At 45.7% G+C, this 20,507-nt stretch carries 33 protein-coding genes; 1 reads left to right on the top strand and 32 read right to left on the bottom strand.

Annotated elements, in window-relative coordinates; all coding sequences use genetic code 11:
• Positions 1 to 9: 9 nt before the first annotated feature.
• From V512_RS02825 to dnaN, 8 genes are all read right to left on the bottom strand, one after another.
• A complete protein-coding gene (locus V512_RS02825; RefSeq protein ID WP_099828944.1) occupies positions 10 to 450 on the bottom strand; it encodes an alpha/beta hydrolase in 441 nt (146 codons plus the stop codon).
• 14 nt (positions 451 to 464) lie between these two features.
• Positions 465 to 1,061, bottom strand: coding sequence for a hypothetical protein (locus tag V512_RS02820; protein ID WP_099828943.1), 597 nt, complete (start codon positions 1,059 to 1,061; stop codon positions 465 to 467).
• The gene (locus tag V512_RS02815) at positions 1,054 to 1,476 is read right to left on the bottom strand and encodes a hypothetical protein (protein WP_243392222.1); all 423 of its coding nucleotides are present in this window, start codon (positions 1,474 to 1,476) and stop codon (positions 1,054 to 1,056) included. The genes V512_RS02820 and V512_RS02815 overlap by 8 nt, the downstream gene beginning before the upstream one ends.
• 100 nt (positions 1,477 to 1,576) lie before the next feature.
• The gene (locus V512_RS02810) at positions 1,577 to 2,614 is read right to left on the bottom strand and encodes a hypothetical protein (protein WP_099828941.1); all 1,038 of its coding nucleotides are present in this window, start codon (positions 2,612 to 2,614) and stop codon (positions 1,577 to 1,579) included.
• Between the two features lie 15 nt (positions 2,615 to 2,629).
• Complete coding sequence (locus V512_RS02805; protein ID WP_099828940.1) at positions 2,630 to 3,010, bottom strand: hypothetical protein; 381 nt, start codon at positions 3,008 to 3,010, stop codon at positions 2,630 to 2,632.
• On the bottom strand, positions 3,007 to 4,206 hold the full coding sequence (locus V512_RS02800) for a type II secretion system F family protein (RefSeq protein ID WP_099828939.1): 1,200 nt from the start codon (positions 4,204 to 4,206) through the stop codon (positions 3,007 to 3,009). The genes V512_RS02805 and V512_RS02800 overlap by 4 nt, the downstream gene beginning before the upstream one ends.
• Positions 4,207 to 4,209: 3 nt before the next feature.
• The gene (locus V512_RS02795; RefSeq protein ID WP_099828938.1) at positions 4,210 to 4,677 is read right to left on the bottom strand and encodes a 2-C-methyl-D-erythritol 2,4-cyclodiphosphate synthase; all 468 of its coding nucleotides are present in this window, start codon (positions 4,675 to 4,677) and stop codon (positions 4,210 to 4,212) included.
• Positions 4,674 to 5,777 carry a DNA polymerase III subunit beta gene (gene dnaN, locus V512_RS02790; RefSeq protein WP_099828937.1) on the bottom strand — a complete coding sequence of 368 codons (1,104 nt, stop codon included), beginning with the start codon at positions 5,775 to 5,777 and terminating at the stop codon, positions 4,674 to 4,676. The genes V512_RS02795 and dnaN overlap by 4 nt, the downstream gene beginning before the upstream one ends.
• Before the next feature lie 108 nt (positions 5,778 to 5,885).
• Here dnaN and V512_RS02785 point away from each other — a divergent pair, with 108 nt between their 5' ends.
• A complete protein-coding gene (locus tag V512_RS02785; RefSeq protein ID WP_099828936.1) occupies positions 5,886 to 6,563 on the top strand; it encodes an endonuclease V in 678 nt (225 codons plus the stop codon).
• On the opposite strand, the gene V512_RS02780 is transcribed toward V512_RS02785, so the two are convergent.
• From V512_RS02780 to rpsQ, 24 genes are all read right to left on the bottom strand, one after another.
• Positions 6,548 to 7,498: an ROK family protein gene (locus V512_RS02780; protein WP_099828935.1), complete on the bottom strand. Its 951-nt coding sequence runs from the start codon at positions 7,496 to 7,498 to the stop codon at positions 6,548 to 6,550. The genes V512_RS02785 and V512_RS02780 overlap by 16 nt on opposite strands.
• 13 nt (positions 7,499 to 7,511) lie before the next feature.
• Entirely contained in the window at positions 7,512 to 8,789 is a 1,278-nt protein-coding gene (gene rho / locus V512_RS02775; protein ID WP_347708249.1) for a transcription termination factor Rho, read from the bottom strand.
• Between the two features lie 510 nt (positions 8,790 to 9,299).
• Positions 9,300 to 9,956, bottom strand: coding sequence for a fructose-6-phosphate aldolase (gene fsa / locus V512_RS02770; protein WP_099828933.1), 657 nt, complete (start codon positions 9,954 to 9,956; stop codon positions 9,300 to 9,302).
• Positions 9,957 to 9,994: 38 nt separating this feature from the next.
• Complete coding sequence (gene rplQ / locus V512_RS02765) at positions 9,995 to 10,477, bottom strand: 50S ribosomal protein L17 (RefSeq protein ID WP_099828932.1); 483 nt, start codon at positions 10,475 to 10,477, stop codon at positions 9,995 to 9,997.
• Between the two features lie 21 nt (positions 10,478 to 10,498).
• Positions 10,499 to 11,518 carry a DNA-directed RNA polymerase subunit alpha gene (locus V512_RS02760; protein WP_180977908.1) on the bottom strand — a complete coding sequence of 340 codons (1,020 nt, stop codon included), beginning with the start codon at positions 11,516 to 11,518 and terminating at the stop codon, positions 10,499 to 10,501.
• 54 nt (positions 11,519 to 11,572) lie between these two features.
• On the bottom strand, positions 11,573 to 12,199 hold the full coding sequence (gene rpsD / locus V512_RS02755) for a 30S ribosomal protein S4 (RefSeq protein WP_099828930.1): 627 nt from the start codon (positions 12,197 to 12,199) through the stop codon (positions 11,573 to 11,575).
• A gap of 16 nt (positions 12,200 to 12,215) precedes the next feature.
• Positions 12,216 to 12,602, bottom strand: coding sequence for a 30S ribosomal protein S11 (gene rpsK / locus V512_RS02750; protein ID WP_099828929.1), 387 nt, complete (start codon positions 12,600 to 12,602; stop codon positions 12,216 to 12,218).
• 18 nt (positions 12,603 to 12,620) lie between these two features.
• Entirely contained in the window at positions 12,621 to 12,989 is a 369-nt protein-coding gene (gene rpsM / locus V512_RS02745) for a 30S ribosomal protein S13 (protein WP_099828928.1), read from the bottom strand.
• Between the two features lie 12 nt (positions 12,990 to 13,001).
• Positions 13,002 to 13,118 (bottom strand): 50S ribosomal protein L36, encoded by a 117-nt coding sequence (gene rpmJ / locus V512_RS02740; RefSeq protein ID WP_099828927.1) that lies wholly within the window; start codon positions 13,116 to 13,118, stop codon positions 13,002 to 13,004.
• Positions 13,115 to 13,360 carry a translation initiation factor IF-1 gene (gene infA / locus V512_RS02735; RefSeq protein WP_099828926.1) on the bottom strand — a complete coding sequence of 82 codons (246 nt, stop codon included), beginning with the start codon at positions 13,358 to 13,360 and terminating at the stop codon, positions 13,115 to 13,117. Before infA ends, rpmJ begins: the two co-directional genes overlap by 4 nt.
• A gap of 12 nt (positions 13,361 to 13,372) precedes the next feature.
• Complete coding sequence (gene map / locus V512_RS02730; RefSeq protein ID WP_099828925.1) at positions 13,373 to 14,125, bottom strand: type I methionyl aminopeptidase; 753 nt, start codon at positions 14,123 to 14,125, stop codon at positions 13,373 to 13,375.
• A complete protein-coding gene (locus V512_RS02725) occupies positions 14,118 to 14,777 on the bottom strand; it encodes an adenylate kinase (RefSeq protein WP_099828924.1) in 660 nt (219 codons plus the stop codon). The genes map and V512_RS02725 overlap by 8 nt, the downstream gene beginning before the upstream one ends.
• Positions 14,778 to 14,779: 2 nt before the next feature.
• The gene (secY, locus tag V512_RS02720; protein WP_099828923.1) at positions 14,780 to 16,081 is read right to left on the bottom strand and encodes a preprotein translocase subunit SecY; all 1,302 of its coding nucleotides are present in this window, start codon (positions 16,079 to 16,081) and stop codon (positions 14,780 to 14,782) included.
• Between the two features lie 2 nt (positions 16,082 to 16,083).
• Complete coding sequence (gene rplO, locus V512_RS02715; RefSeq protein WP_099828922.1) at positions 16,084 to 16,530, bottom strand: 50S ribosomal protein L15; 447 nt, start codon at positions 16,528 to 16,530, stop codon at positions 16,084 to 16,086.
• A 13-nt stretch (positions 16,531 to 16,543) separates the two neighbouring features.
• Positions 16,544 to 16,732: a 50S ribosomal protein L30 gene (rpmD, locus tag V512_RS02710; protein WP_099828921.1), complete on the bottom strand. Its 189-nt coding sequence runs from the start codon at positions 16,730 to 16,732 to the stop codon at positions 16,544 to 16,546.
• Positions 16,732 to 17,337 carry a 30S ribosomal protein S5 gene (rpsE, locus tag V512_RS02705; protein WP_099828920.1) on the bottom strand — a complete coding sequence of 202 codons (606 nt, stop codon included), beginning with the start codon at positions 17,335 to 17,337 and terminating at the stop codon, positions 16,732 to 16,734. Before rpsE ends, rpmD begins: the two co-directional genes overlap by 1 nt.
• 13 nt (positions 17,338 to 17,350) lie before the next feature.
• The gene (gene rplR, locus V512_RS02700; RefSeq protein ID WP_099828919.1) at positions 17,351 to 17,719 is read right to left on the bottom strand and encodes a 50S ribosomal protein L18; all 369 of its coding nucleotides are present in this window, start codon (positions 17,717 to 17,719) and stop codon (positions 17,351 to 17,353) included.
• Positions 17,720 to 17,736: 17 nt separating this feature from the next.
• Complete coding sequence (rplF, locus tag V512_RS02695; RefSeq protein WP_099828918.1) at positions 17,737 to 18,291, bottom strand: 50S ribosomal protein L6; 555 nt, start codon at positions 18,289 to 18,291, stop codon at positions 17,737 to 17,739.
• A gap of 13 nt (positions 18,292 to 18,304) precedes the next feature.
• The gene (gene rpsH, locus V512_RS02690; RefSeq protein ID WP_099828917.1) at positions 18,305 to 18,709 is read right to left on the bottom strand and encodes a 30S ribosomal protein S8; all 405 of its coding nucleotides are present in this window, start codon (positions 18,707 to 18,709) and stop codon (positions 18,305 to 18,307) included.
• A 13-nt stretch (positions 18,710 to 18,722) separates the two neighbouring features.
• On the bottom strand, positions 18,723 to 18,908 hold the full coding sequence (locus tag V512_RS02685) for a type Z 30S ribosomal protein S14 (protein WP_099772033.1): 186 nt from the start codon (positions 18,906 to 18,908) through the stop codon (positions 18,723 to 18,725).
• 12 nt (positions 18,909 to 18,920) lie between these two features.
• Positions 18,921 to 19,481, bottom strand: a complete 561-nt coding sequence (rplE, locus tag V512_RS02680; protein ID WP_099828916.1) for a 50S ribosomal protein L5 — start codon at positions 19,479 to 19,481, stop codon at positions 18,921 to 18,923.
• A gap of 16 nt (positions 19,482 to 19,497) precedes the next feature.
• Positions 19,498 to 19,818, bottom strand: a complete 321-nt coding sequence (gene rplX / locus V512_RS02675; protein ID WP_099828915.1) for a 50S ribosomal protein L24 — start codon at positions 19,816 to 19,818, stop codon at positions 19,498 to 19,500.
• Between the two features lie 12 nt (positions 19,819 to 19,830).
• Positions 19,831 to 20,199 (bottom strand): 50S ribosomal protein L14, encoded by a 369-nt coding sequence (rplN, locus tag V512_RS02670; protein WP_099828914.1) that lies wholly within the window; start codon positions 20,197 to 20,199, stop codon positions 19,831 to 19,833.
• Positions 20,196 to 20,501 carry a 30S ribosomal protein S17 gene (gene rpsQ, locus V512_RS02665; protein ID WP_099828913.1) on the bottom strand — a complete coding sequence of 102 codons (306 nt, stop codon included), beginning with the start codon at positions 20,499 to 20,501 and terminating at the stop codon, positions 20,196 to 20,198. The genes rplN and rpsQ overlap by 4 nt, the downstream gene beginning before the upstream one ends.
• Between the last annotated feature and the right edge of the window lie 6 nt (positions 20,502 to 20,507).

Here is a 20,507-nt window from a genome sequence, read left to right as displayed (position 1 = left end):
CCCTCGAGTTTATGACCTGAAATACTTCACAACAAAGAAGCTGTTCGTACTAGTATCATTTAGCAGAACAGCAAATTCCGTAATTCCATATACTATATAGGAGGGTGCAACTTGCTCGCCCACTCTTACTGTTATCTCCGTCTCACCCGTCTGTAGAACTGCGTAATCAACCTTGTTCAACCTGTAATAGGCAACATACCTGACATTCTCTGCCTCTTCGCCGACTTCTAGCATTGAACTTATGACCTCCGAAGGACTCGCATAGAGTGGGAGGAAATGATTCTCCATACTGAAGACGCTCACCACCCTAGAAGTATCAACGGGATCAATTCTTATTCTGCTTGCCGCAACATCAGCAATCTCTACCGGTTCGAAGAGCAATACCAAGAGTACACCACCCGTTACTAACAGAGTAATTGAGACCACTATTATCAAAACGATCTTCTCCATAAAATCAGCTCCGTCTAGAAGGTCCCTGTTACAGCAATGTCCATCCTCAACTCAAGCAAAAGATTGGACGGAATATTAGACTCCGGCAGAATCGGAAATCCAAGGTTTGATCTCAGATCAAGCTTTCTAACAAGAATTCTCGGTTCACTGACAATCATCTCAACAAGATCAAGAATATCTCTCGAACTACCTGAGACAATGATTCCTTTGTACTCTCCTTGAGAAGACCTTATCGGAATCCTCTCCTCTATCTCCTTAAGATAACTTCTTGTACTCATTGCGCCTATCGCTTCGTTTCGGACTCTTGAGAGCAACTGAACCTCAAGGTATGCACTTTCAAGACCGTTCACCTCTTCGACCAGCAGAGATGTATTCTCGAAAGTGTTGTAGGAGTAAAGTACCACCAGGAACAAAAAACCTACGATTGTCAAAGCGATCAACGACCAGAAGGCAATCTTCGAGTTTATTCCCTTTCTGTCAAGAATACCAAGTCTTCTCTTCAGCTTATTTGCATAGTCTCTGTGAATGAAAAAGCCATCGTTGCTCTCAAAAGATCCCGAGTCGACAAAGGCATTAATTTCTTCGATGTTAAACTCGTCTCTCTCATTCATCGAAGTCACCCACCTTAAGGTCGACAAGTTGAAGAGAGTAAAGCTCTGCGAAGTCCAAATTACCCCTCACGCTTGGCCTGGCAAGAAGGGTTGGTGTAGTAAGCGGTGACGGGAAATAGGTATTATCACCTTCAAATATTAGATAGTAGAAGGAGTTACCAACACCATTTTCAAACGAAATTCTCGAAGCAATCGTCTTCAGAGCGTTCTCGTCTTCGAGATAAGCTTCCATTGTTCTGAAGACATCCATCTCTAGCGACTTCGAGCTTACATGAGCGCGAAGATCGCTAACCTGTCTACTAAGTCTATTACGGATTGCAATGTACTCCTGCTTCTTGTCGAACATCATGTCAATGTCTGCAATCAGATTCCCTGTAAGGTATGTTCCAGTATTATCAAACAGATAGCCTTTCATTCTAGAAACCTGTCTAAATCTTATATCAAAGGCTTGGGTCACAAAAAAACGAGACCCCATAATCAGAACGACAATTATCAGCAGGACTATTAGAGAATACTTAAGCCTTGATACCCGTTTCTTCCTTGAATGTAAGTTTACGTCGACCAAGTATCTCACCACCTCTCATGAGTAGTCCCACCGAAGTATATGTTATCCCAGTCGTTTCCTTAATCCTAAGAGGCATGCTGACCACCTCTGTCTCGTCTCCAAGAATTCTCTGAAATGCCCTTGAGTAAACGGCTGTAGAAAGACTCGAGGGCCCCACTACAAAGAACCTTGTGAAGAGAGACTCGTCGGCCGCAGAAGTATTCGGAGAGTTCGACAGAGTGTTCGTAAGATACATCCTAAGCTGATAGGAGATTAGCCCTTCAAGTCTCTCGGAAGCCTCTTCTATCAATGAATCGTAATATGCCTTGGAGCCGACAAGGAACTCTCTCTGGATATCTGTTTTAGGAGAAAGAGAGTTGTCCTCACTGAAACCACTTGCCACCTCGTCAAAACCATCGCTTATGTAGTTCAGCCCAACAATCTCTTCTCCTCTCAGTGTAAGGAGAATCGAATAATTCTTATCCACCACAAAGACGATGTTGTTTCCCTCGAAGACACTGGTATGAGCGGTCTTGAAGATGGAGAAAGGCTTAACATCTACTATATTCGGCTCGGGGAAGTTCTCGCCCGTGAGTCTTCCAACGAATTCAAAAACAGCCTTCCTCTTGGTGATAATAAAGGCAGGAACCAACCCCGTCTTCAGGGAAGCAATTGAGTTGAGACAGGCAACGTTTACTTCGTCTGGCGGCAAAGAAAACTGAGAGGCGGCCTTGAAACTGGCAACGCTAAGCAGGTTCTTCATCGACTTGACCCTCGGAACCTCTAGATGCTGAAACACAACATCCTTTGGGTGGAAGGCCGTCACAAATATTTCATCCACGGGAAGAGTATTATTCTCGCCAAACACCCTGGCCGCTTCGGCAAGCGAGTTCTCACCGATCCTAAGGACAGAAAAGACCGGTATTAAGCTCCTACCCTCGACCACTGCTCTTACGATCTCAGTGTAACCCTCATCGGAATTAACGGCAGTAATCATACTTTGAAACATATTTACCCCCAAGTCTCAATAAGTGACCTTCCCCGTAACCGGCTGGATAGTCAATACACTGCCATCAGCAAAATTCAGCGTTGTCGAACCGTTAAGAATTACTATAGACCCATCACCGTTGAATCTTATTCTGAAACCTTCGGGATTCTCCCACAAGCAATCCTCAAAAATATCACCCGTTGTCGAAGACAACCTTCTAGTTCTGAAATCATAGAAGAGCTCGACTGGTCTTGAACGAACAATTGCCTCAAGTCGTTGGCTTTCAATGAAAGAATCGAAAGCTGTTTTGCTGAGGCCAATCTTTAGCTTAACTATGATTTCAGACGAAACCAGTACGACGCCGCTGATACACAGAGAGACCAGGACCAGACAGCACAACAACTCGGTCAAACTCATCCAATACTTTGCTCCATAGCAAAGACTGCACCGTATATCGTTATTGCCAGGAAACCAATGAACCCACCAATAAATAATATCATTATTGGTTCCACAAGCGAAACAAGTTTCTTGAGTGCGTTCTGAACTTGCATATGATAGAAATCCGCAACTTTTAACATCACTTCATCAAGCTTGCCGGTCTCTTCACCAACAGCAACCATACTAACGACAATGGGCGGAAAGACCTTCTGGCGCTCCAAAGCAGCATTGATGCTTTCCCCACCCTTTATTCCTATTATTGCATTGCCCACTGCTTTCACAACTCTTGGACTCTGAGAGACTTCTCCGGCCAGTTCCAAAACGGTTGGCAGATCGACTCCACTGGCAACTAGGACAGCAGTCGTCCGAGTGAACCTCTCCATTGCCGTCATGTTTCTCAAATTCCTAATCGGAGGGATCAACTTACCAATGTTTTCCTTGACAACGTTTCCATATCTGCTCTTGAAGAAAAAGTAGCCTCCGATCAACAATCCGACAAGCATGACAAGCAACAGAGGCCAGTGATTCTCAAGAATGCTGTTCATACTCAGGAGAATTGCCATCGCTCCTTCTGGCTGAAAGTTTCCACCAAAAGCGCCGATCAGGTTCGGCAAAATGAAGAACGAGATCATCCCAACTATTCCAACTGCAAAGACCATCATGAAGAGAGGGTATGACATAGCTGACTTCACTTGATTCTGCAGCTCGACCATCCCTTCGTAGAAGTCGGCAACCCGTTCTAGTGACTCGTCTAGCACTCCACCCGCTTCTCCGGCCTTAACCAGATTGGTGAAGAGGGGCTCGAATACACCCGTCTTTTCGAGAGACTCGCTGAAGCTCATTCCACCTTCTATATCCAGGACCACCCGAGTCACAATCTTTCTGAATCTTCTTGAAAAGAAAACCTGAGTTGAAAGAACCTGAAGAGCGTCTCTTATTCTCACACCTGAGGAAACCATGGTTGCCAATTGCCTTGAGAAGATGCTGACTTCCTTTTGCGAGGCAGGGAACATTGAAGCTCTTGTGGAAGCATGTGAAGCGGACTGCTTGATTGAACTTACGATATACCCTCTGCTTGAAAGGATCTGAAGCGCCTCTAGTTTGGAGTTCGCAGCAAGCTTGCCTTTTTCTGATTTTCCCTTGGTGTTGATGACTTCATAGCGGAAATCGGGCATCTTTCACTCCACCCTCCTTAAGAGACAGACTGCGTAGGCCTTAGCAAAACCGGGACTGCTGCCGTTCCCCGATTTCGGTTTGATGTTCACTAGCTCGCTCTCTATCCCAAGAGCACTGGCAACATTGTCTATCATTGACTGGACAAAACCGGCCAGCCTTATTTCTTCGATAACGACCACAGAATCAACGTTGGTCACTTCCCAGCTGCCTTTGATCAAGTCTGCCGTTTCCTTGAGAAACTCAATACTCCTGCGATCTTTGTTAGAGCTGTTTTCCGGATACCTGAGGCCGATGTTTCCAAGAGAGCAAGCCCCAAGAATCGCATCTACTATCGCATGACTCAAAACGTCACCATCTGAGTGACCGGAAAGGTACAGTGAATCAGATACTTTCAAGCCACCCAGAAACAAACCTTTGCTTCCGGCGACAATAGGATGAACGTCATGACCTATTCCAACCCTTGTGTTCATATCAGCCTAATAGGCATAATAATATAGGTATACCCCTGAATATCCACAGGATTCATCTGAAGGGGACTATTCGAATCTACGAAATTCAGTTCTACCATTTCGGAATCAACCTTCTTCACTGCCTCTGACAGAAATCTAGGGTTGAAAGCGATAATTATGTTGTCACCCTCTTTGCTCGTCTTAATAACCTCGATCGATTCTCCGTGATCTGGACTACGAGCAATTATCTTGAACTCCTCATCGTTTATCTCAAACTTAACGGAATCAGATCCCAGTCTTGCAGCGATTGAAGCTCTTCTAACCGCATCGGAAAAAGTAACTGCGGGAAGAACAACCCTAGCTTTAAATGACTTTGGGAGAACTTTCTTGTAGTCTGGAAACTCCGCATCGACGACTTTGGTAACTATTTCGGTACCGTCAAAGAAAAACTGGACACGAGAACCGTCGTAAACTACTCTCATGACGTCGGACATCGCAGCCTTCAGACTATTCTGAAGATCTCTCATGCTCTTCAACGTCAGCAAAAAATGATCTTCGATACTGAGGTCTATCCTCTCTTCAGAGAGGGCCATCCTGAACCCATCTGCGGCAACTAGGCGAACATAACCATCGTCGAATTCCCAGTATACACTGTTCAGATTTCTCATGAACTCATCTCTGGCAGCGCAAAATATCACCCTGTCTATCATCAACTCAACCGATGAGACCGATACAGTGAAGTCAAGCCCCCCCGCTGCAGCCTCTATATCAGGAAAATCCCCTGGATCCATAGTAGGAAGAGTGAATCGGGCACTTCCCAAACGAATAACCACATTAGTCTCTTCGGTCTCAAATATTACTTCTCCTTCCGGGAGATTCCTTACTATCTCTAGAACCAGACGGGCATCGATAACGAAATCACAACTTCCATCAATGTACTTGGGCTTCAGCTCGGTGGTAATAGCTGTTTCGAGATCAGTTGCCACAAGCTTGATGGTTGACTCATCCTTCATCGAGAAATATATGCCTGAAAGAATCGGTTTTACGCTCTTTGACGCTACTGCACCGGAAACCGACTCCAATCTAGTGAGGATTTCGGAACGAGCTACGACGAATTTCATCATACACCTCCACACTTGATGAGCTTTTCATAGATTATAACATCTATGTGGCATAATCATTATGATAAGCAGCAATGGCAGATTGTTATCCACTGGAGAGCGAGAGCGTTGAACATAAGACATATTCATTCGTGGAGCATGGAACCAAATCAAGCGATAGCTTTGCAAAACAAGCTCGCCAATCAGCTCGTCTTGCACACTCGGATCGCGAAACCACGCCTGATAGCCGGAGTAGATGTCTCTTTTCCATCAAGAGCTACTGCCCTAGCAGTTGTAGTAGTAATGGAATTCAGCACTTTACAAGTTGTCGATTGCTTCCATGCAATCGGAAAGGTTGATACACCTTACATTCCCGGACTTCTTTCCTTCAGAGAAGGCCCCACAATTCTCAACGCTCTATCAAAATCTTCTGAAGTCGATTTGCTTTTCTTCGACGGCCATGGAATCGCCCACCCAAGGGGGATTGGTATAGCCTCCCATATTGGTCTCTTCCTAGAAACACCAACCATAGGAGTAGCCAAGAGACTTCTTTTCGGGCGGCTACATAGCACCCCTGTGGACAAGGGAAAGAAAAGCCCAATAACCGCCCCGGATGGTAGGCTGCTAGGGTACGCGTTATGTACTAGACAAGGAGTGAAACCGGTATATGTCTCTCCAGGCAATCGGATAACTCCGGAACTCTCTGTTGAAATGGTTTTGAAGACTACCGACAAGTACAGAATTCCCGAACCAACCAGACAGGCTCACATAATGACGCAGAAGCTTAAGGATCAACTTAGCCTGTAGAAAACTATCGATGCCGCGCCGGTTATACCCGCGTTTTCTACCAGCCTGCTGAGTGTAATACTATAAGTTCCAATGAATGAAGGCATGACAAAAGCAGGCATCTTTCTCAGAATACCGTCAATAAGCAGATCTCCCGCTTTACTTATCCCGCCCCCGATAACGATATGCTCAGGATTGAAGACATGGATGAAATTGCCAATTGCGATTGCCATAGCCTTTGTCACTCTCTCCACTATCATTGTGGCTGCTAGGTCTCCCCCTCGCGCTGAATCGAAAACGACCTTGGCAGTTATTTCCGGTGCGGAAAACATTGAGGATTTGGGAAACCGCTTTGAATACTCTCTGGCCATTTTGACAATGGCGGTGGCAGATGCAAGAGACTCCAAACATCCATGAGAACCACATCCACATAGAGGACCCTCGGGTTCCACAATTGTATGTCCGAGCTCTCCACCATAACCGCTGCTACCCGTCATCAGTATTCCATGGGTAATCACGCCTCCTCCAACCCCCGTGCCAAGGGTAAGTCCTATCATGTGCTGGCTTCCTTTGAACTCCCCAAAGGCCCATTCTCCAAGAATAAATGAGTTTGCATCATTCTCCACGAACGTCTGGACTCCGGTTATCTTTTCCAGCATCGATGCAAGTCCGAATCCTGACCAATCGGGGAGATTCGGCGAGAATAGCACGGTACCTGTGTCATGATCTATCGAGCCGGGCGAACCGACCCCAATACCAAGTATTTCGGAGGAACTAACAGTTGATTCGAGAAGAAGCTCCTTTATCGCTTCCCCAATTCTTGTAACAACGGTGATCCTACCATCGAAGACTCTAGTGGGAATCATCTTTTTCTCAATAATCCGGCCGTCTTCTTCAACTATTGCAATCTTTGTTTCGGTACCGCCAAGATCAATACCTATAACGTACTTAGCCATTTGCATCTCCAGTCTAATACGACTTTTTCTCCATCTCTATCAAGTCCAAGAACTCCTCATTTGTGGCGGTTCCACGTAGTTTTTCCATGATTAGTCTCAGGCCCTCTTCCTCTGACATTGATGAAAGCATTCTCCTAAGAACCCAAACCTTCCTAAGAATATCGGAAGGAAGAAGAAGCTCTTCTCTCCTTGTTCCTGAGAGGGTTAGGTTGATCGAAGGAAACATTCTCTTATTGGCAAGCTGCCTCGACAGGATCAATTCCATGTTTCCAGTACCTTTGAATTCCTCAAATATGACCTCATCCATCTTGCTCCCGGTTTCGACAAGAGCAGTAGCGATTATCGTAAGGCTTCCACCCTCTTCAATGTTACGGGCTGCTCCGAAGAAGTACTTGGGTTTGTACAAGGCAGAAGGATCCACGCCACCGGAAAGTAGTTTTCCGCTAGGCGGAACATACAAATTGTAAGCCCTTGCAAGCCTGGTTATACTGTCAAGGAGGATAACAACATCGTAATTGAATTCCACTAATCTCTTGGCCATCTCGATTGTCATCTCAGCGACTCGTATCTGCTTCTCTGGATGCATGTCAAACGGAGCCGCAATCACGTGTGCATTTGTGCTTCTTCTGAGATCGGTGACTTCTTCAGGTCTCTCATCAATAAGTAAGATAATCCTAACCGTATCGGGATGATTTTCAGCAATGCCATTCGCCAGTTCCTTCAGAAGTATCGTCTTACCCGCCTTAGGAGGCGAGACAATTAGCCCTCTCTGTCCTTTTCCTATTGGTGAGAAAAGGTCAACCATTCTTGTACTCATTATATGGGGATCTGTTTCCGTAATAAGCATGTCTTCGGGATGGATAGGAGTAAGATTCTGAAAGGTTATTCGTTCAGCAGCGAAGTTGATTGCTTTGTGGTTAATGGCTTCAATCCTCAGAAGAGCGAAGTACTTCTCCCCCTCCTTTGGCGGCCTGACCTGACCTGCAACTGTATCCCCGCTGGTAAGGTTGAATCTCCTTATCTGTGACTGACTAACGTAAATATCGTTGGAACTCGGCAGGAGATTATTGTCCAGAGTTCTTAAGAAGCCATATCCTCCATCAGTTATCTCCAGAACTCCTTGATCAAAGAAGTAGCCGTAGGATTCGGTTTGAGCCTTTAGAACAGCGAAGATCAAATCCTTCTTTGCCATCTGCGTATAGCCTTGTACGTCATACTTTCTGGCAAGTTTATATACCTCCCTGATAGGCATAGCCTGAAGCTGGGAAATATCGATTTCTACTTCCCTGATGTTATCCTTGTCTTTGTCTTTATCTTTGTCCTTTTCTCTTTCCTTCCTTGGGATCTCTTTGACATCGCTCGGGATGCTTTCCTTTCCAGTCTCCTTGGTCACTGAATTCTCTGCTTTTGAGTCATTGGGGTCTTCTTTACGTAGAATTTCAACTCCATCTTTTTCCTCAGCAATCTTTCTAGAAGCGGTCTTCACGGGCTCATGACTCTCTTCGGTTTTTTTCGATTCAGTCTTCTTTCTAATCGTTCTCTTTCTTGTTGCCTTTTTTTCAGCAACCACTTTTTCCTCAAGTTCACCAGGTGTTTCTTCTGTTTTCTTTTTTCTTGGGCTCAAATTTGACGGTACATTCTATCAACCACTGGAAGAATGTACCTACCCTCCTTCCGTGTTCTTGAAATTGATAAGATTATGAAGCTAATCGTACTTGTAAGAAAGCATAGGAGACCTGTCTCCGGCGAGGTACCAATTCTTTCAGGAATAATATACCACTTACGAAGCAAAATTCAAAGCTTATTGACCTTGTTGTTTCTCATAGCGCTTCCAGTCTTCGGTGAACCTCTCTATCCCAATATCTGTAAGCGGATGATTGAATAGTCTGAGAAGCACATCAAAGGGTATTGTCACAATATCCGCACCCATCAAAGCGGCCTCTAGTACATGCATAGGATGCCTCACGCTTGCAACGATGATCTCAGTACAATAGCCATAGTTCGCAAAAATGTCAACGATCTCCTCAACTATTCCCATCCCTTTACTAGCAATATCGTCCAGCCTTCCAACAAATGGGCTTACGTATGTAGCACCTGCCTTCGCAGCTAGAGTAGCCTGAAGCGAATTGAATATAAGCGTTACATTTGTCCTAATCCCTTCACCACTAAGGGTTTTCACTGCTCGCATCCCGTCTTTTGTCATTGGGATTTTAACAACAACATACTCGCTAAGAGAAGCCAACTCTCGCGCTTGTGATACCATATTCTCAAAATCCGTTGCCGTAACCTCGGCTGACACAGGACCCCTAACGGTTTCGCAGATTTCCACAACACGTTGTTCGAACTTCACGCTTTCTCTGGAGACAAGCGTTGGATTAGTCGTGACTCCATCAACCAGTCCAAGCTTCATACCCTCTCGAATCTCGTCAATGTTAGCTGTATCAAGGAATATCTTCACTTTCGTACCTCCGAAGAATGGCTACCTTTCGGTAGCCATCATTTTTTGTCCTGTTTCTTTTCAGTCTTCTTCTCGGGCTTCTTTTCCTGTCTTTCTTCGTTGTCAATGAGTTGGAGGACGGCCATCTCACTAGCGTCTCCTCTTCGCATACCCAGTTTCACAATCCTTGTGTATCCGCCGTTCCTTTCGAGATACTTGACAGCTATCTCATCACATATCTTCTTAACTAGCTTCCTGTCATTGAAATTTCTGTTGATTTCGCGGCGCAAAGCAAGATTTCTAGACTTGAGCTCCTGCGATTCGCTACTCTCGGAATCCTTAGCGGCGATTTCCGCCGACAGTATTGTAGCCTTCTTTGCTTTTGTAATTATGCTTTCTACGAACGGCCTTACCTCTTTAGCCCTAGTTACCGTCGTTACTATTGTCCCGTGTTCAAACAGCTCCCTAGCCAGGTTTCGCATCAGAGCAACTCTCTGGCTATGGGGCATATTCAGTTTGCTTCCACTAACTCTATGACGCATCTCTTATAGGCCTCCTCACAATCATTCTTTCTTGAGCACGATGTTGAACTTTTCTCTCAGTTTCTTAACGACTTCAAGCATTGACTTCTCACCGAAATTTCTGATCTTCAGAAGATCGGCCTCACTCTTGTCAAGAAGATCGCCAATTCTGTTTATCTTATCTCGTTTAAGGCAGTTAAGAGATCTCACTGAAAGATCAAGTTCTTCGACCTTCTTCGCAGCGACGGAGTTTGAGTCTTGTTCATCCGCCTGAGAAACTTCTGAACTCATCTCACTCTCTTCGGTGATTGTCTCTTCTTCCTCTGGCTCGATGGTTGATCCGGTTAGTCCTTGGGTCGGTTGACCAAGCCCGCTTGAAACAACCTCAAAATGCCTTATAAGGATATCAGTTGCTCTCATCAAAGCATCAGAAGGAGTTATCGATTTCTTCGTCCAGACGTCGAGAACGAGTTTATCATAGTCGGTCCTCTTTCCTACACGAACGTTCTCTGTCTGGAAGTTGACTTTCAATACCGGACTAAAGATTCCATCAATGTATATCATTTCTACGTCGTGCTCGATCTCCATCTCTGAAACAGGGACAAATCCTCTTCCTATCTCTGCGAAAAGCTCAATATAGACAACCGAATCCGTGTTGAGAGTAGCCACATATTGCGATGGGTTTACCACTTCAACACCGGTGGGAGTCTTTATATCCCCTGCAGTGATAACCCCAGGTCCTACCTTTTCAAGAGTTAGTTTTACTGCGTCAGAGAACTCTAGAGCAGGTTTCAGCTGGACTTTCTTGAAATTGAGGATGATTTCAAGGATGTCCTCTTTAACTCCGTCGATAACATCGTATTCGTGATACTTCCCAGGTATTTTAAGCTTTGTGATCGCCATACTAGGTATCGATGAGAGTAGAACCCTCCTTAGCGAGTTCCCAATAGTAGTGGCGTATCCTCTTTCCATTGGAGAAAGGATGAACCTTGTGAAATAGCTGTTCTGATCCTCTCGTTCTTCTTCAATTCGCAAGTTCTTGGGCATTATTGATGTCAACATTATTTCGCCCAGAATTCGGGCACACACCTCCTTCCAAGAAGGTAAGAATCGGATTTACTTGGAGTAGAGCTCGATAATCGACTGCAGATCAACTGGAATCTCTACTTCTTCGGTTACAGGGTATCTCAGGTAGGTCCCTCTGAATGTCTCGTAATCTACCTCAACCCACGGATAGGCTGTTCTTTCTTTCGATGCTTCTACCGCTTCTTTGATCGGTACGACCGCTCTGCTCTTCTCTCTGATCTCCACGATATCACCGACTCTAAGGTTAAAGGAGGGTTTATTGACCCTTCTACCATTGACTAGGACATGTCCATGGTTAACCAGCTGTCTTGCCTGTCTCCTGCTGGATGCAAATCCCATCCTGAAGACCATGTTATCTAGTCTTGATTCAAGGATCTTAACCAGAGCGCTTCCTGTCTCTTCACTCTTTCTCAAAGCCGCTTCGAAATATCTTCTGAACTGTCTCTCAAGGACTCCATAAATCCTCTTGACTACCTGTTTCGATCTTAATTGCATTCCGTATTGAGTAAGCTTTCTTGTCGAGGCTCCGTGCTGTCCAGGTGCTACAGGTCTCTTGACTTGAGCACATCTTGGTGAAAAACACCTTTCACCTTTTAGATAAAGCTTGAACCCTTCGCGACGACAAAGCTTACACACTGGTCCTGTATATCTGGCCATTCAACTCCCTCCTAAATCAGACTCTTCTTCTTCTTCTTGGCCTGCAACCGTTATGAGGCAGTGGCGTGATATCCTTAAGCGTCTCAACAGTGAGACCTGCCGCTTGAATAGTTCTGATTGCAGCTTCTCGTCCCGAACCTGGGCCTTTAACTTCTATTCCTACTCTTGTGATTCCCAACTTAATAGCTTCTTTGGCTATCCTGTCTGCGCCAAGTTGGGCAGCATATGGTGTGGATTTTTTCGAACCGGAGTATCCGGCAGTTCCGCCTGAAGTCCACATAAGGGTATTACCCTCGGGATCCGTCAGGGTGATTATTGTGTTGTTGAAAGAGGACTTTATATGTATTACCCCTCTATCAGTAGTTAGCTTTTTTCTCTTCTTGGCTGCTGGTCTCTTTGCCATTCGCTTTTACCTCCCGTCTTAGCTCTTCTTCCGAATCTTACTGGCTCTAGAACCCTTCCTTGTTCTTCCGTTGGAATGTGTCTTTTGACCGCGAACAGGAAGTCCGTTTCTGTGCCTGTAACCTCTATAACTTCCAATCTCGATTAGTCGCTTGATTGACCTGTCAACTTCGGTCCTTAGCTCACCCTCAACTTTGTAGTGCTCGTTGATGAATTTCGCAATTCTACTTACTTCCTCGTCTGTCAGGTCCTTTGCTCTTTTGTCACCGTTGATCTCAGTTCCAGTAAGAATCTCGTTTGCTCTTGTGTACCCTATACCGTAGATATAGGTCAGGGCAACGAACGTCTTCTTATTATTCGGAAGCTCAACACCAAGGATACGTGCCATCTATATCCCTCCTCAACCCTGACGCTGGTTGTGCTTTGGATTTTTCTCGCATACAACTCTTATTCTTCCATTACGTCTAATAACCTTGCAGTGTTCACATCTCTTCTTTACCGAAGCGCGGACTTTCAATTCGTTTCTCCTCCTTTGTCTATCCTTTTTCGATAAACAATTCTTCCTTTGGTCAGGTCATATATTGAAACCTCTACTACGACCTTATCGCCGGGGATCAACCTGATGAAGTTCTTGCGCATTTTCCCAGAGATGTGAGCAAGAACAGAGTGGCCGTTTTCCAGTTCGACCTTGAAGGTCGCGTTGGGCATCGATTCCACAACTATTCCATCCATCTTTATAATATCGCTCTTGTCCGACACCAGTGATCCTCCTCACAGTCTGGAAAGGATTTTTGGACCGTCTTCCATAATCGCTATGTCATGCTCAAAATGAGCTGCACGCGACCTGTCCTCAGTAACTACGGTCCATCCGTCTTCCAGGGTCTCTAAACTGTAGTGTCCGCTCGCAACCATGGGTTCGATCGCAAGGGTCATACCTGTTCTCAATAGCATTCCGCTTCCCTGTCTTCCATAATTGGGCACCTGAGGATCCTCATGAAGACTTACGCCCACTCCGTGGCCTACATAGTCTCTTATCACAGAAAAACCTGCGCTTTCCACGCAGCTCTGAACAGCGAAGCCTATGTCACCGAGCCTATTGCCGGCAACGGCCACTTCAATACCCTTGCAGAGCGCCTCTTCCGTCCGCTCCATGAGTAACCTGTCTTTCTCGCATAAATAACTTCCTACAACAAAAGACCTTGCGGCGTCTCCGATGAAGCCATCTTTGACTACTCCACAATCGACAGAGACGATATCGCCCTCAGAGAAGACTTTCGCTTTCAAGGGAAACCCGTGAATAACTTCTTCATTCACTGATACACAGAGAGTATAAGGGTATCCATTATAGCCCTTGAATGCGGGGATGCCACCTCTTCTATTGATCACATCTTCAGCTGCTCTTTCCATATCGTTCGCAGAAGCTCCTTCAACTGCGTAAGCTTCTACGACTGCCAACACCTCCGCAACGATCTTCGCAGCAAATTCGATTTTACATATTTCTTCTGGAGATTTCAACCTAACCATGTTTTGCCTTCTCCAGATGATCAACGATTTGGGCTGTGACACTATTGATTTCTCCTGAACCATCAACCTCTATTAGGTTTCCCTTTTCTTCTGAATAGTAGTTGACAACAGGCTCAGTCTTTTCCAAATAAACTCTATACCTTGCCCGCACAGTTTCAGGTTTGTCGTCATCACGCTGAACCAGCTTACTGCCGTCAATGTCACATCGACCTTCATTTCTTGGCTTCAGCGTCAGGAGATTGTAAACCTTACCACATTCGGAACAAACTCTCCTGCTTGAAATCCGGTTCACAACTTCCTCTTCAGTCGCATTTACTAGGAGTGAAACATCGATCTTCTTCTCGAGCAACATAAGCATTTCGTCAAGAGCTATTGCCTGTTCGACAGTTCTTGGAAAGCCATCAAGTATGAATCCGTACTTTGCGTCCTCTCTTGACAACCTCTCCCTAACCAGGTCGATCATCAGGTTATCGGGGACGAGAAGCCCTCTGTCCATTATCTCTTTGACCTTAAGTCCGAGGTCAGTGCCAGCAGCCACGGCTTCCCTCAACATATCGCCAGTGGATATGTGCGGAATATCGAATTTCTGGGCTAATCTCTTTGCCTGCGTCCCCTTTCCTGCGCCAGGAGGACCCATGAGAATCACATTCATACTTATCTCCTTCCTCGCAACTTGCCTTTCTTTACAAATCCCTCATAGTGTCTGACCATGAGATGCGTTTCCATCTGCTGAAGGATATCAATCGCAACACCCACAGCAATCAGCATTGAAGTTCCTCCAATAGCGAGGCCGCCAATGCTGAAAATCCCGCCTATAACTAACGGAAGCAACGCAATTACAACCAAAAAGACGGCTCCCATGAAGACAACTCTGTTCAGAACTCTCTGAATGTATTGTTGAGTAGAAAATCCGGGCCTGATTCCTGGGATGTATCCTCCGTAGTTACGTATATTATCCGAAACCTCCCTCACATCGAAAACCAAAGAGCTATAGAAGAACGTGAAGAAGAAAACCATTCCACCATACAGGAGAATGTATACGGGAGAAGTCTGGGCAAAAAGTGACTGAATTACATTCCTACCGCCACTTCCCTCAGGAAAGGCAGTAGCAATAAACTGAGGTAGCATCATTATTGCAGAACTGAATATTATCGGAATGACTCCACCTTGATTAACCTTAATGGGAATGTGGGTAGAAACTCCCCCATAGACCCTTCTGCCCGTAACTCTTCTGGCATACTGCACTTCAATCCTTCTCTCCCCCATCTGTACGTAAATAATGGCAACAACTGTGAAGACAGCTATCGCTAGTAAAATCGCCCACTGAACTGGCGACAACGCGACTACTACCTGCATTATAGAAGCAGGGTATCTGGCAACTATTCCTCCGAAGATAAGAACCGATATTCCGTTCCCGATTCCCTTCTCGGTAATTCTCTCACCGAGCCACAAAAGGAACATTGTACCACCTATAAGAGTGGAGGTGGACAGAAGAACAAACAGAATTCTATTAGGAATTGCCATTATTGCAGTGTTAGAAGAGAGGCCAAATGATATAAGGAATCCTTGAAGACTCGCAAGTCCGACCGTCAACATCCTCGTGTAGCGAGCGTATTTCTTCTTTCCCTCTTCACCTTCCTTGAGCATTTCCTTCAGACTCGGAACCACAGCAGTGAGAAGTTGAAGCATAATCTGCGCGTTTATGTATGGAGTAACACTCATCAGAAATATTGAAAACTGCTCGACTGCCCCACCTGTGAAAACATCAAAGAAGCCTATGAATCCTCCGGCCCCGCCTTCAGATAGAGCCCCAAAGTAAGTTGACCAGGCCTGGATATTAATACCGGGGATTGGTATATAAACCCCTAGTCTGAAGACAGCCAGTGCAAGGAATGTGAAGAGGATTCTGTCTCTGAGCTCAGGAATCTTGAACGCGTTCTTCAGGGCATTCCACATTGTCAGATCACCTCTGCCTTTCCACCAGCAGCTTCAATCTTCTCCTTGGCAGTAGCGCTAAATGCATTTGCCTTGACGACGAAAGACTTAGTCAATTCACCTCTCGCCAATATTTTCACTCCGTCTTTGAGATCTTTCAGTATCTTGTTCTTGACGAGTATCTCGGGCGAAATCTCGCTACCACTTTCAAATCTCTCTTCGAGAGTCGAGATATTTACAGTTGCATACGCTATAGAACCTCGGTTTTTGAACCCTTTTTTTGGTGTTCTTCTGAATAGGGGTGTCTGTCCGCCCTCGAAGCGTGCAGCCACCTTGCCTGTCGCTCTTCCCTGGCCTTTGTGGCCTCTGGTGGCGGTCTTTCCCATTCCCGAACCGGTACCGCGTCCTATTCTTTTCTCTCTTGTTCTCGAACCGGGCGTCGGACTTAGATCCTCAACTTTAAAAGCCATCTTCCTACCCCCTTCAGTCATCAAGTTCTTCAACAGCAAGAAGATGTCGCACTGCATTCACCATGCCTCTAATCTGCGGAGAATCAGGCTGAACCACTTCACTGTCCAGCTTTCCAAGACCAAGTGCCTTAACCGTCTTCAGCTGTCTTCTGTTATAACCAATCGGACTCTTTATTAATCGAATTCTCAAACTCTTTGCCATTACTGACCTTCCTCCTCGTTGACTCCGTGGAAAACCGCCTTCAGAGGTACGTCCCTTAGCTTTGCAAAATCCTGGGGAGATCTTAGGCTAACCAAACCATTCAGAGCAGCTCTAGCCATATTGAGCGTGTTCGATGATCCAAGGGACTTCGTTAGGATATTCTTGACCCCTGCCAGCTCAACGACCGCCCTAACAGGCGAGTTAGCAATAATTCCCGTTCCTGGACCGGCAGGCTTAAGCATTATCTTTGCAGAATCCTGTCTTCCAATTGTCTCATGTGGTACGGTTTCGTTTCTTACCGCAACTTCAGTAACATTCTTCTTAGCTTCTAGCACTGCCTTCCTGATTGCAGTGGGGACCTCCCTGGCACTACCAATTCCAAGACCGACCTTTCCATCTCGATTGCCCACAACTGCAACAACTCTAAAAGACAAGTTCTTGCCGCCGGCCACCACCTTCGTCACTCTACGTATTTCAATGATTCTTTCTTCAAATTCGTTGTCTTCAACCTGCTTTTCCACAGGGGCGTTTCTGGAAGCTCTGGGGCTTCTTCTTCCATCGCGTGAAGATTTCGAATTGCGATCATTCTTCATCTCTTCAGCCATCTTCTTCACCTCCTCAGAACTGTAGTCCACCTGCTCGAGCGCCCTCGGCAAGTGACTTGACTCTTCCATGGAACTTGAATCCTCCACGGTCGAAGACCACGCTGGTGATTCCCTTGTCTTTCGCCTTCTTTGCGAGGAGCTCCCCAACCTTTTTCGCAGCATCGACATTCCATGACTTCTCAACAGAACCTCTAATTTCCTTGTCTACCGTCGAGGCCGCAACAAGGGTTACTCCCTTAGAATCGTCTATTAGTTGAGCATATATGTGCTTCTCGCTTCTGAAGACTGCTAGTCTCGGTCTTTCCGATGTTCCGGAAACTGCAGACCTGACGCGAAGATGTCTCTTTCGCCTTTGTTCCTTTTTATCTTTATGTTTGAACACTCCAGCCGCCTCCTTGATTAGACCTTCTTACCGACTTTAGTTCTGATTGCTTCTCCCTTGTAACGTATTCCCTTTCCGGAATAAACGATCGGTATTCTCCATCGCTTGATGTTCGCAGCAACCTGGCCAACTAAGTACTTGTCAATTCCTTTGACAACTATAGCCTGCGGCGCTGGCACTTCAAACTCTATTCCAGCAGGAGGATCGACCTCAACCGGATGAGCGTAACCGAGATTCATTACAAGCTTCTTTCCTTGAAGCTGAGCTCTGTAACCTACTCCAACGATTTCGAGTTCCTTAACAAACCCTTGTGTAACACCCACAACCATGTTGTTTATTAGCGACCAAAAGGTCCCGGCATACTTGGCCAATCTCTTGTAATCGCTCTTTCTTATCACAACATCCTCATTTGACTTCACCCAGAGCTCTTTTTCGTCGGCTTCGATCTTCACAAGAGGAAGGAGTTCCTGTTTCAGCTCGCCTTTCGGTCCCTTCACAGTGATCAAGTTTCCTTCGATTTTGTATGATACACCAGCAGGGATTTTTATGGAATGTTTAAGTAGTCTAGACATCAGAATTCCCTCCCTACCATACGTAGCAGATGACTTCGCCGCCGACGCCTTGCGAACGGGCCTGCTTGTCTGTCATCACTCCGCTGGAAGTACTTATAATTGCTATTCCCATACCTGACTTTACCTTCGGAAGTTTGTCCTTGTTCACGTACATCCTTCTGCCAGGTTTGGAAATTCTCACGATTCCAGAGATGACGTTGATCTTGTGCCTTCTGTCTCCCTTGTACTTCAAGAAGACTTTCAAGACACCCTGTTTGCCATCCTCTATGTATTTATAATCGTCTATATAGCCTTCCGCCTTCAGAATATCAAGCAACTTCTTCTTCAGATTTGAAGCCGGTATATCCACGCTCTCCTTGAAGGCAGCGTTGGCATTTCTTATTCTAGTGAGCATGTCGGCTATGGGATCACTCCACATTACATTTCCCTCCTCACCAGCTTGCTTTCTTCACACCGGGGAGTTTTCCCTCGGAAGCCAGCTGTCTAAAGCACACTCTGCAAAGACCGAACTCTCTATACACTGCTCTAGGTCTGCCACAAAGATTGCATCTGTTATATTTCCTTACTTTGAACTTGGGTTCTCGTTTCCACTTTTCGATTAATGATTTCTTCGCCATGCACCTACCTCCTTAGACCATGACTCTCTTGAAAGGAAGTCCTAGAAGAGCAAGCAACCTTCTGGCCTCCTCGTCAGTCTTGGCCGTGGTAACAACTATTATGTCCATTCCCTGAACTCGTTTTATCTGATCAGGCACAATTTCGGGAAAGACTAGCTGTTCGGGAAGTCCCATTGCATAATTGCCTCTGCCGTCAAACGAGTCCGGATCAACGCCTCTGAAGTCCCTCAGCTTCGGAAGAACAATATTTATCAGCTTGTAAAGGAAGTTGTACATCCTTGGACCTCTGAGGGTAACCTTCAATCCCACCGGCATTCCATCACGAAGTTTAAAGTTGGCTATACTCTTCTTGGCTTTCGTCACCACTGGCTTCTGTCCCGCTATCGTCATCAATTCCTTACCATGGAGATCGAGAAGATCCGCATTTCTAGATCCCTCTCCAATACCCATGTTTACTACTATTTTGGAGACTCTTGGCACTTCCAGCCTGTTCTTATAACCAAATTCCTTAGTCATGGTAGGGACTACTTCATTTTCAAATCTATCTTTCAAAGGGACGTATTCGTATGCCATCAACAATTCCTCCCCATTAGACCTTATCGATTATCTCGCCGCACTTCTTGCAGGCTCTAACCTTTTCGCCATTCTCAAGGATTTTGTGCGCAACTCTCGTAGGCTTATTACAGTTGGGGCAGACAACCATCACTTTCGAAACATATATTGGAGATTCCCTTTCAATTATTCCACCTTCACGGTATTGATTGGTTGGTCTCTGATGCTTTTTCGTGAAGTTGACACCCTCAACTATTATCTTCTTCTCCGAGGGAATTGTCTTAAGAACTTTGCCCTTCTTGCCCCTGTCTTTACCAGATATCACCATTACAATGTCTTCTCTCTTCACTCTACTCATTTGCGTCACTCCTCACCAGACTTCCTGGGCTAGAGAAGCTATCTTGGAGAATCCCTTATCCCTTATTTCTCTAGCAACAGGTCCAAAGACGCGTGTTCCTCTGGGCTGGTTCTGCTTGTCAATAATCACCGCAGCATTGTCATCGAAGCGAATGTAGGTACCGTCTGGTCTGCGAATCTCCTTCGCCGTTCTAACAAGAACGGCCCTCACTATATCGCCCTTCTTGAAATCTGTGTTCGGCGCCACATCCCTCACTGCAGCAACTACTATGTCACCAATGGTTCCCGATCTCTTTCTGTAACCACCGGTAACCTGAATGACCTTAATCATTCTCGCACCGGAATTGTCGGCGACCTTCAGGTAAGATTCAGACTGGATCATTTCTGGTCACCTCCGGAGCCTTCAACGGCCTCGGGAGTCTCAGAAATTTCTCCTGTATAAATATCCTTCTTCAAAACCTTGACAAGTCTGAATTTCTTCATCTTGCTCAACGGTCTGCATTCCTCGATCTCTACTGTGTCTCCCATTCCAGCAAGACCATTGGGATCATCTGCGTGATACTTCTTAGTAGTTTTCATCGTCTTCCCATAGAAGGGATGTATATGCGTTCTTGTTACACTTACTACAATCGTTTTATCCATCTTGTCACTTACTACCGTTCCTACTAGTGTCTTTCTTGGCATGGCGGA

It is taken from the genome of Mesotoga sp. Brook.08.105.5.1, from assembly GCF_002752635.1.
In the GTDB taxonomy this organism is placed as follows: Bacteria; Thermotogota; Thermotogae; order Petrotogales; family Kosmotogaceae; genus Mesotoga.
The sequence above is the reverse complement of the archived record's forward strand: the minus strand, read 5'-3'. Positions and strand labels throughout refer to the sequence as shown.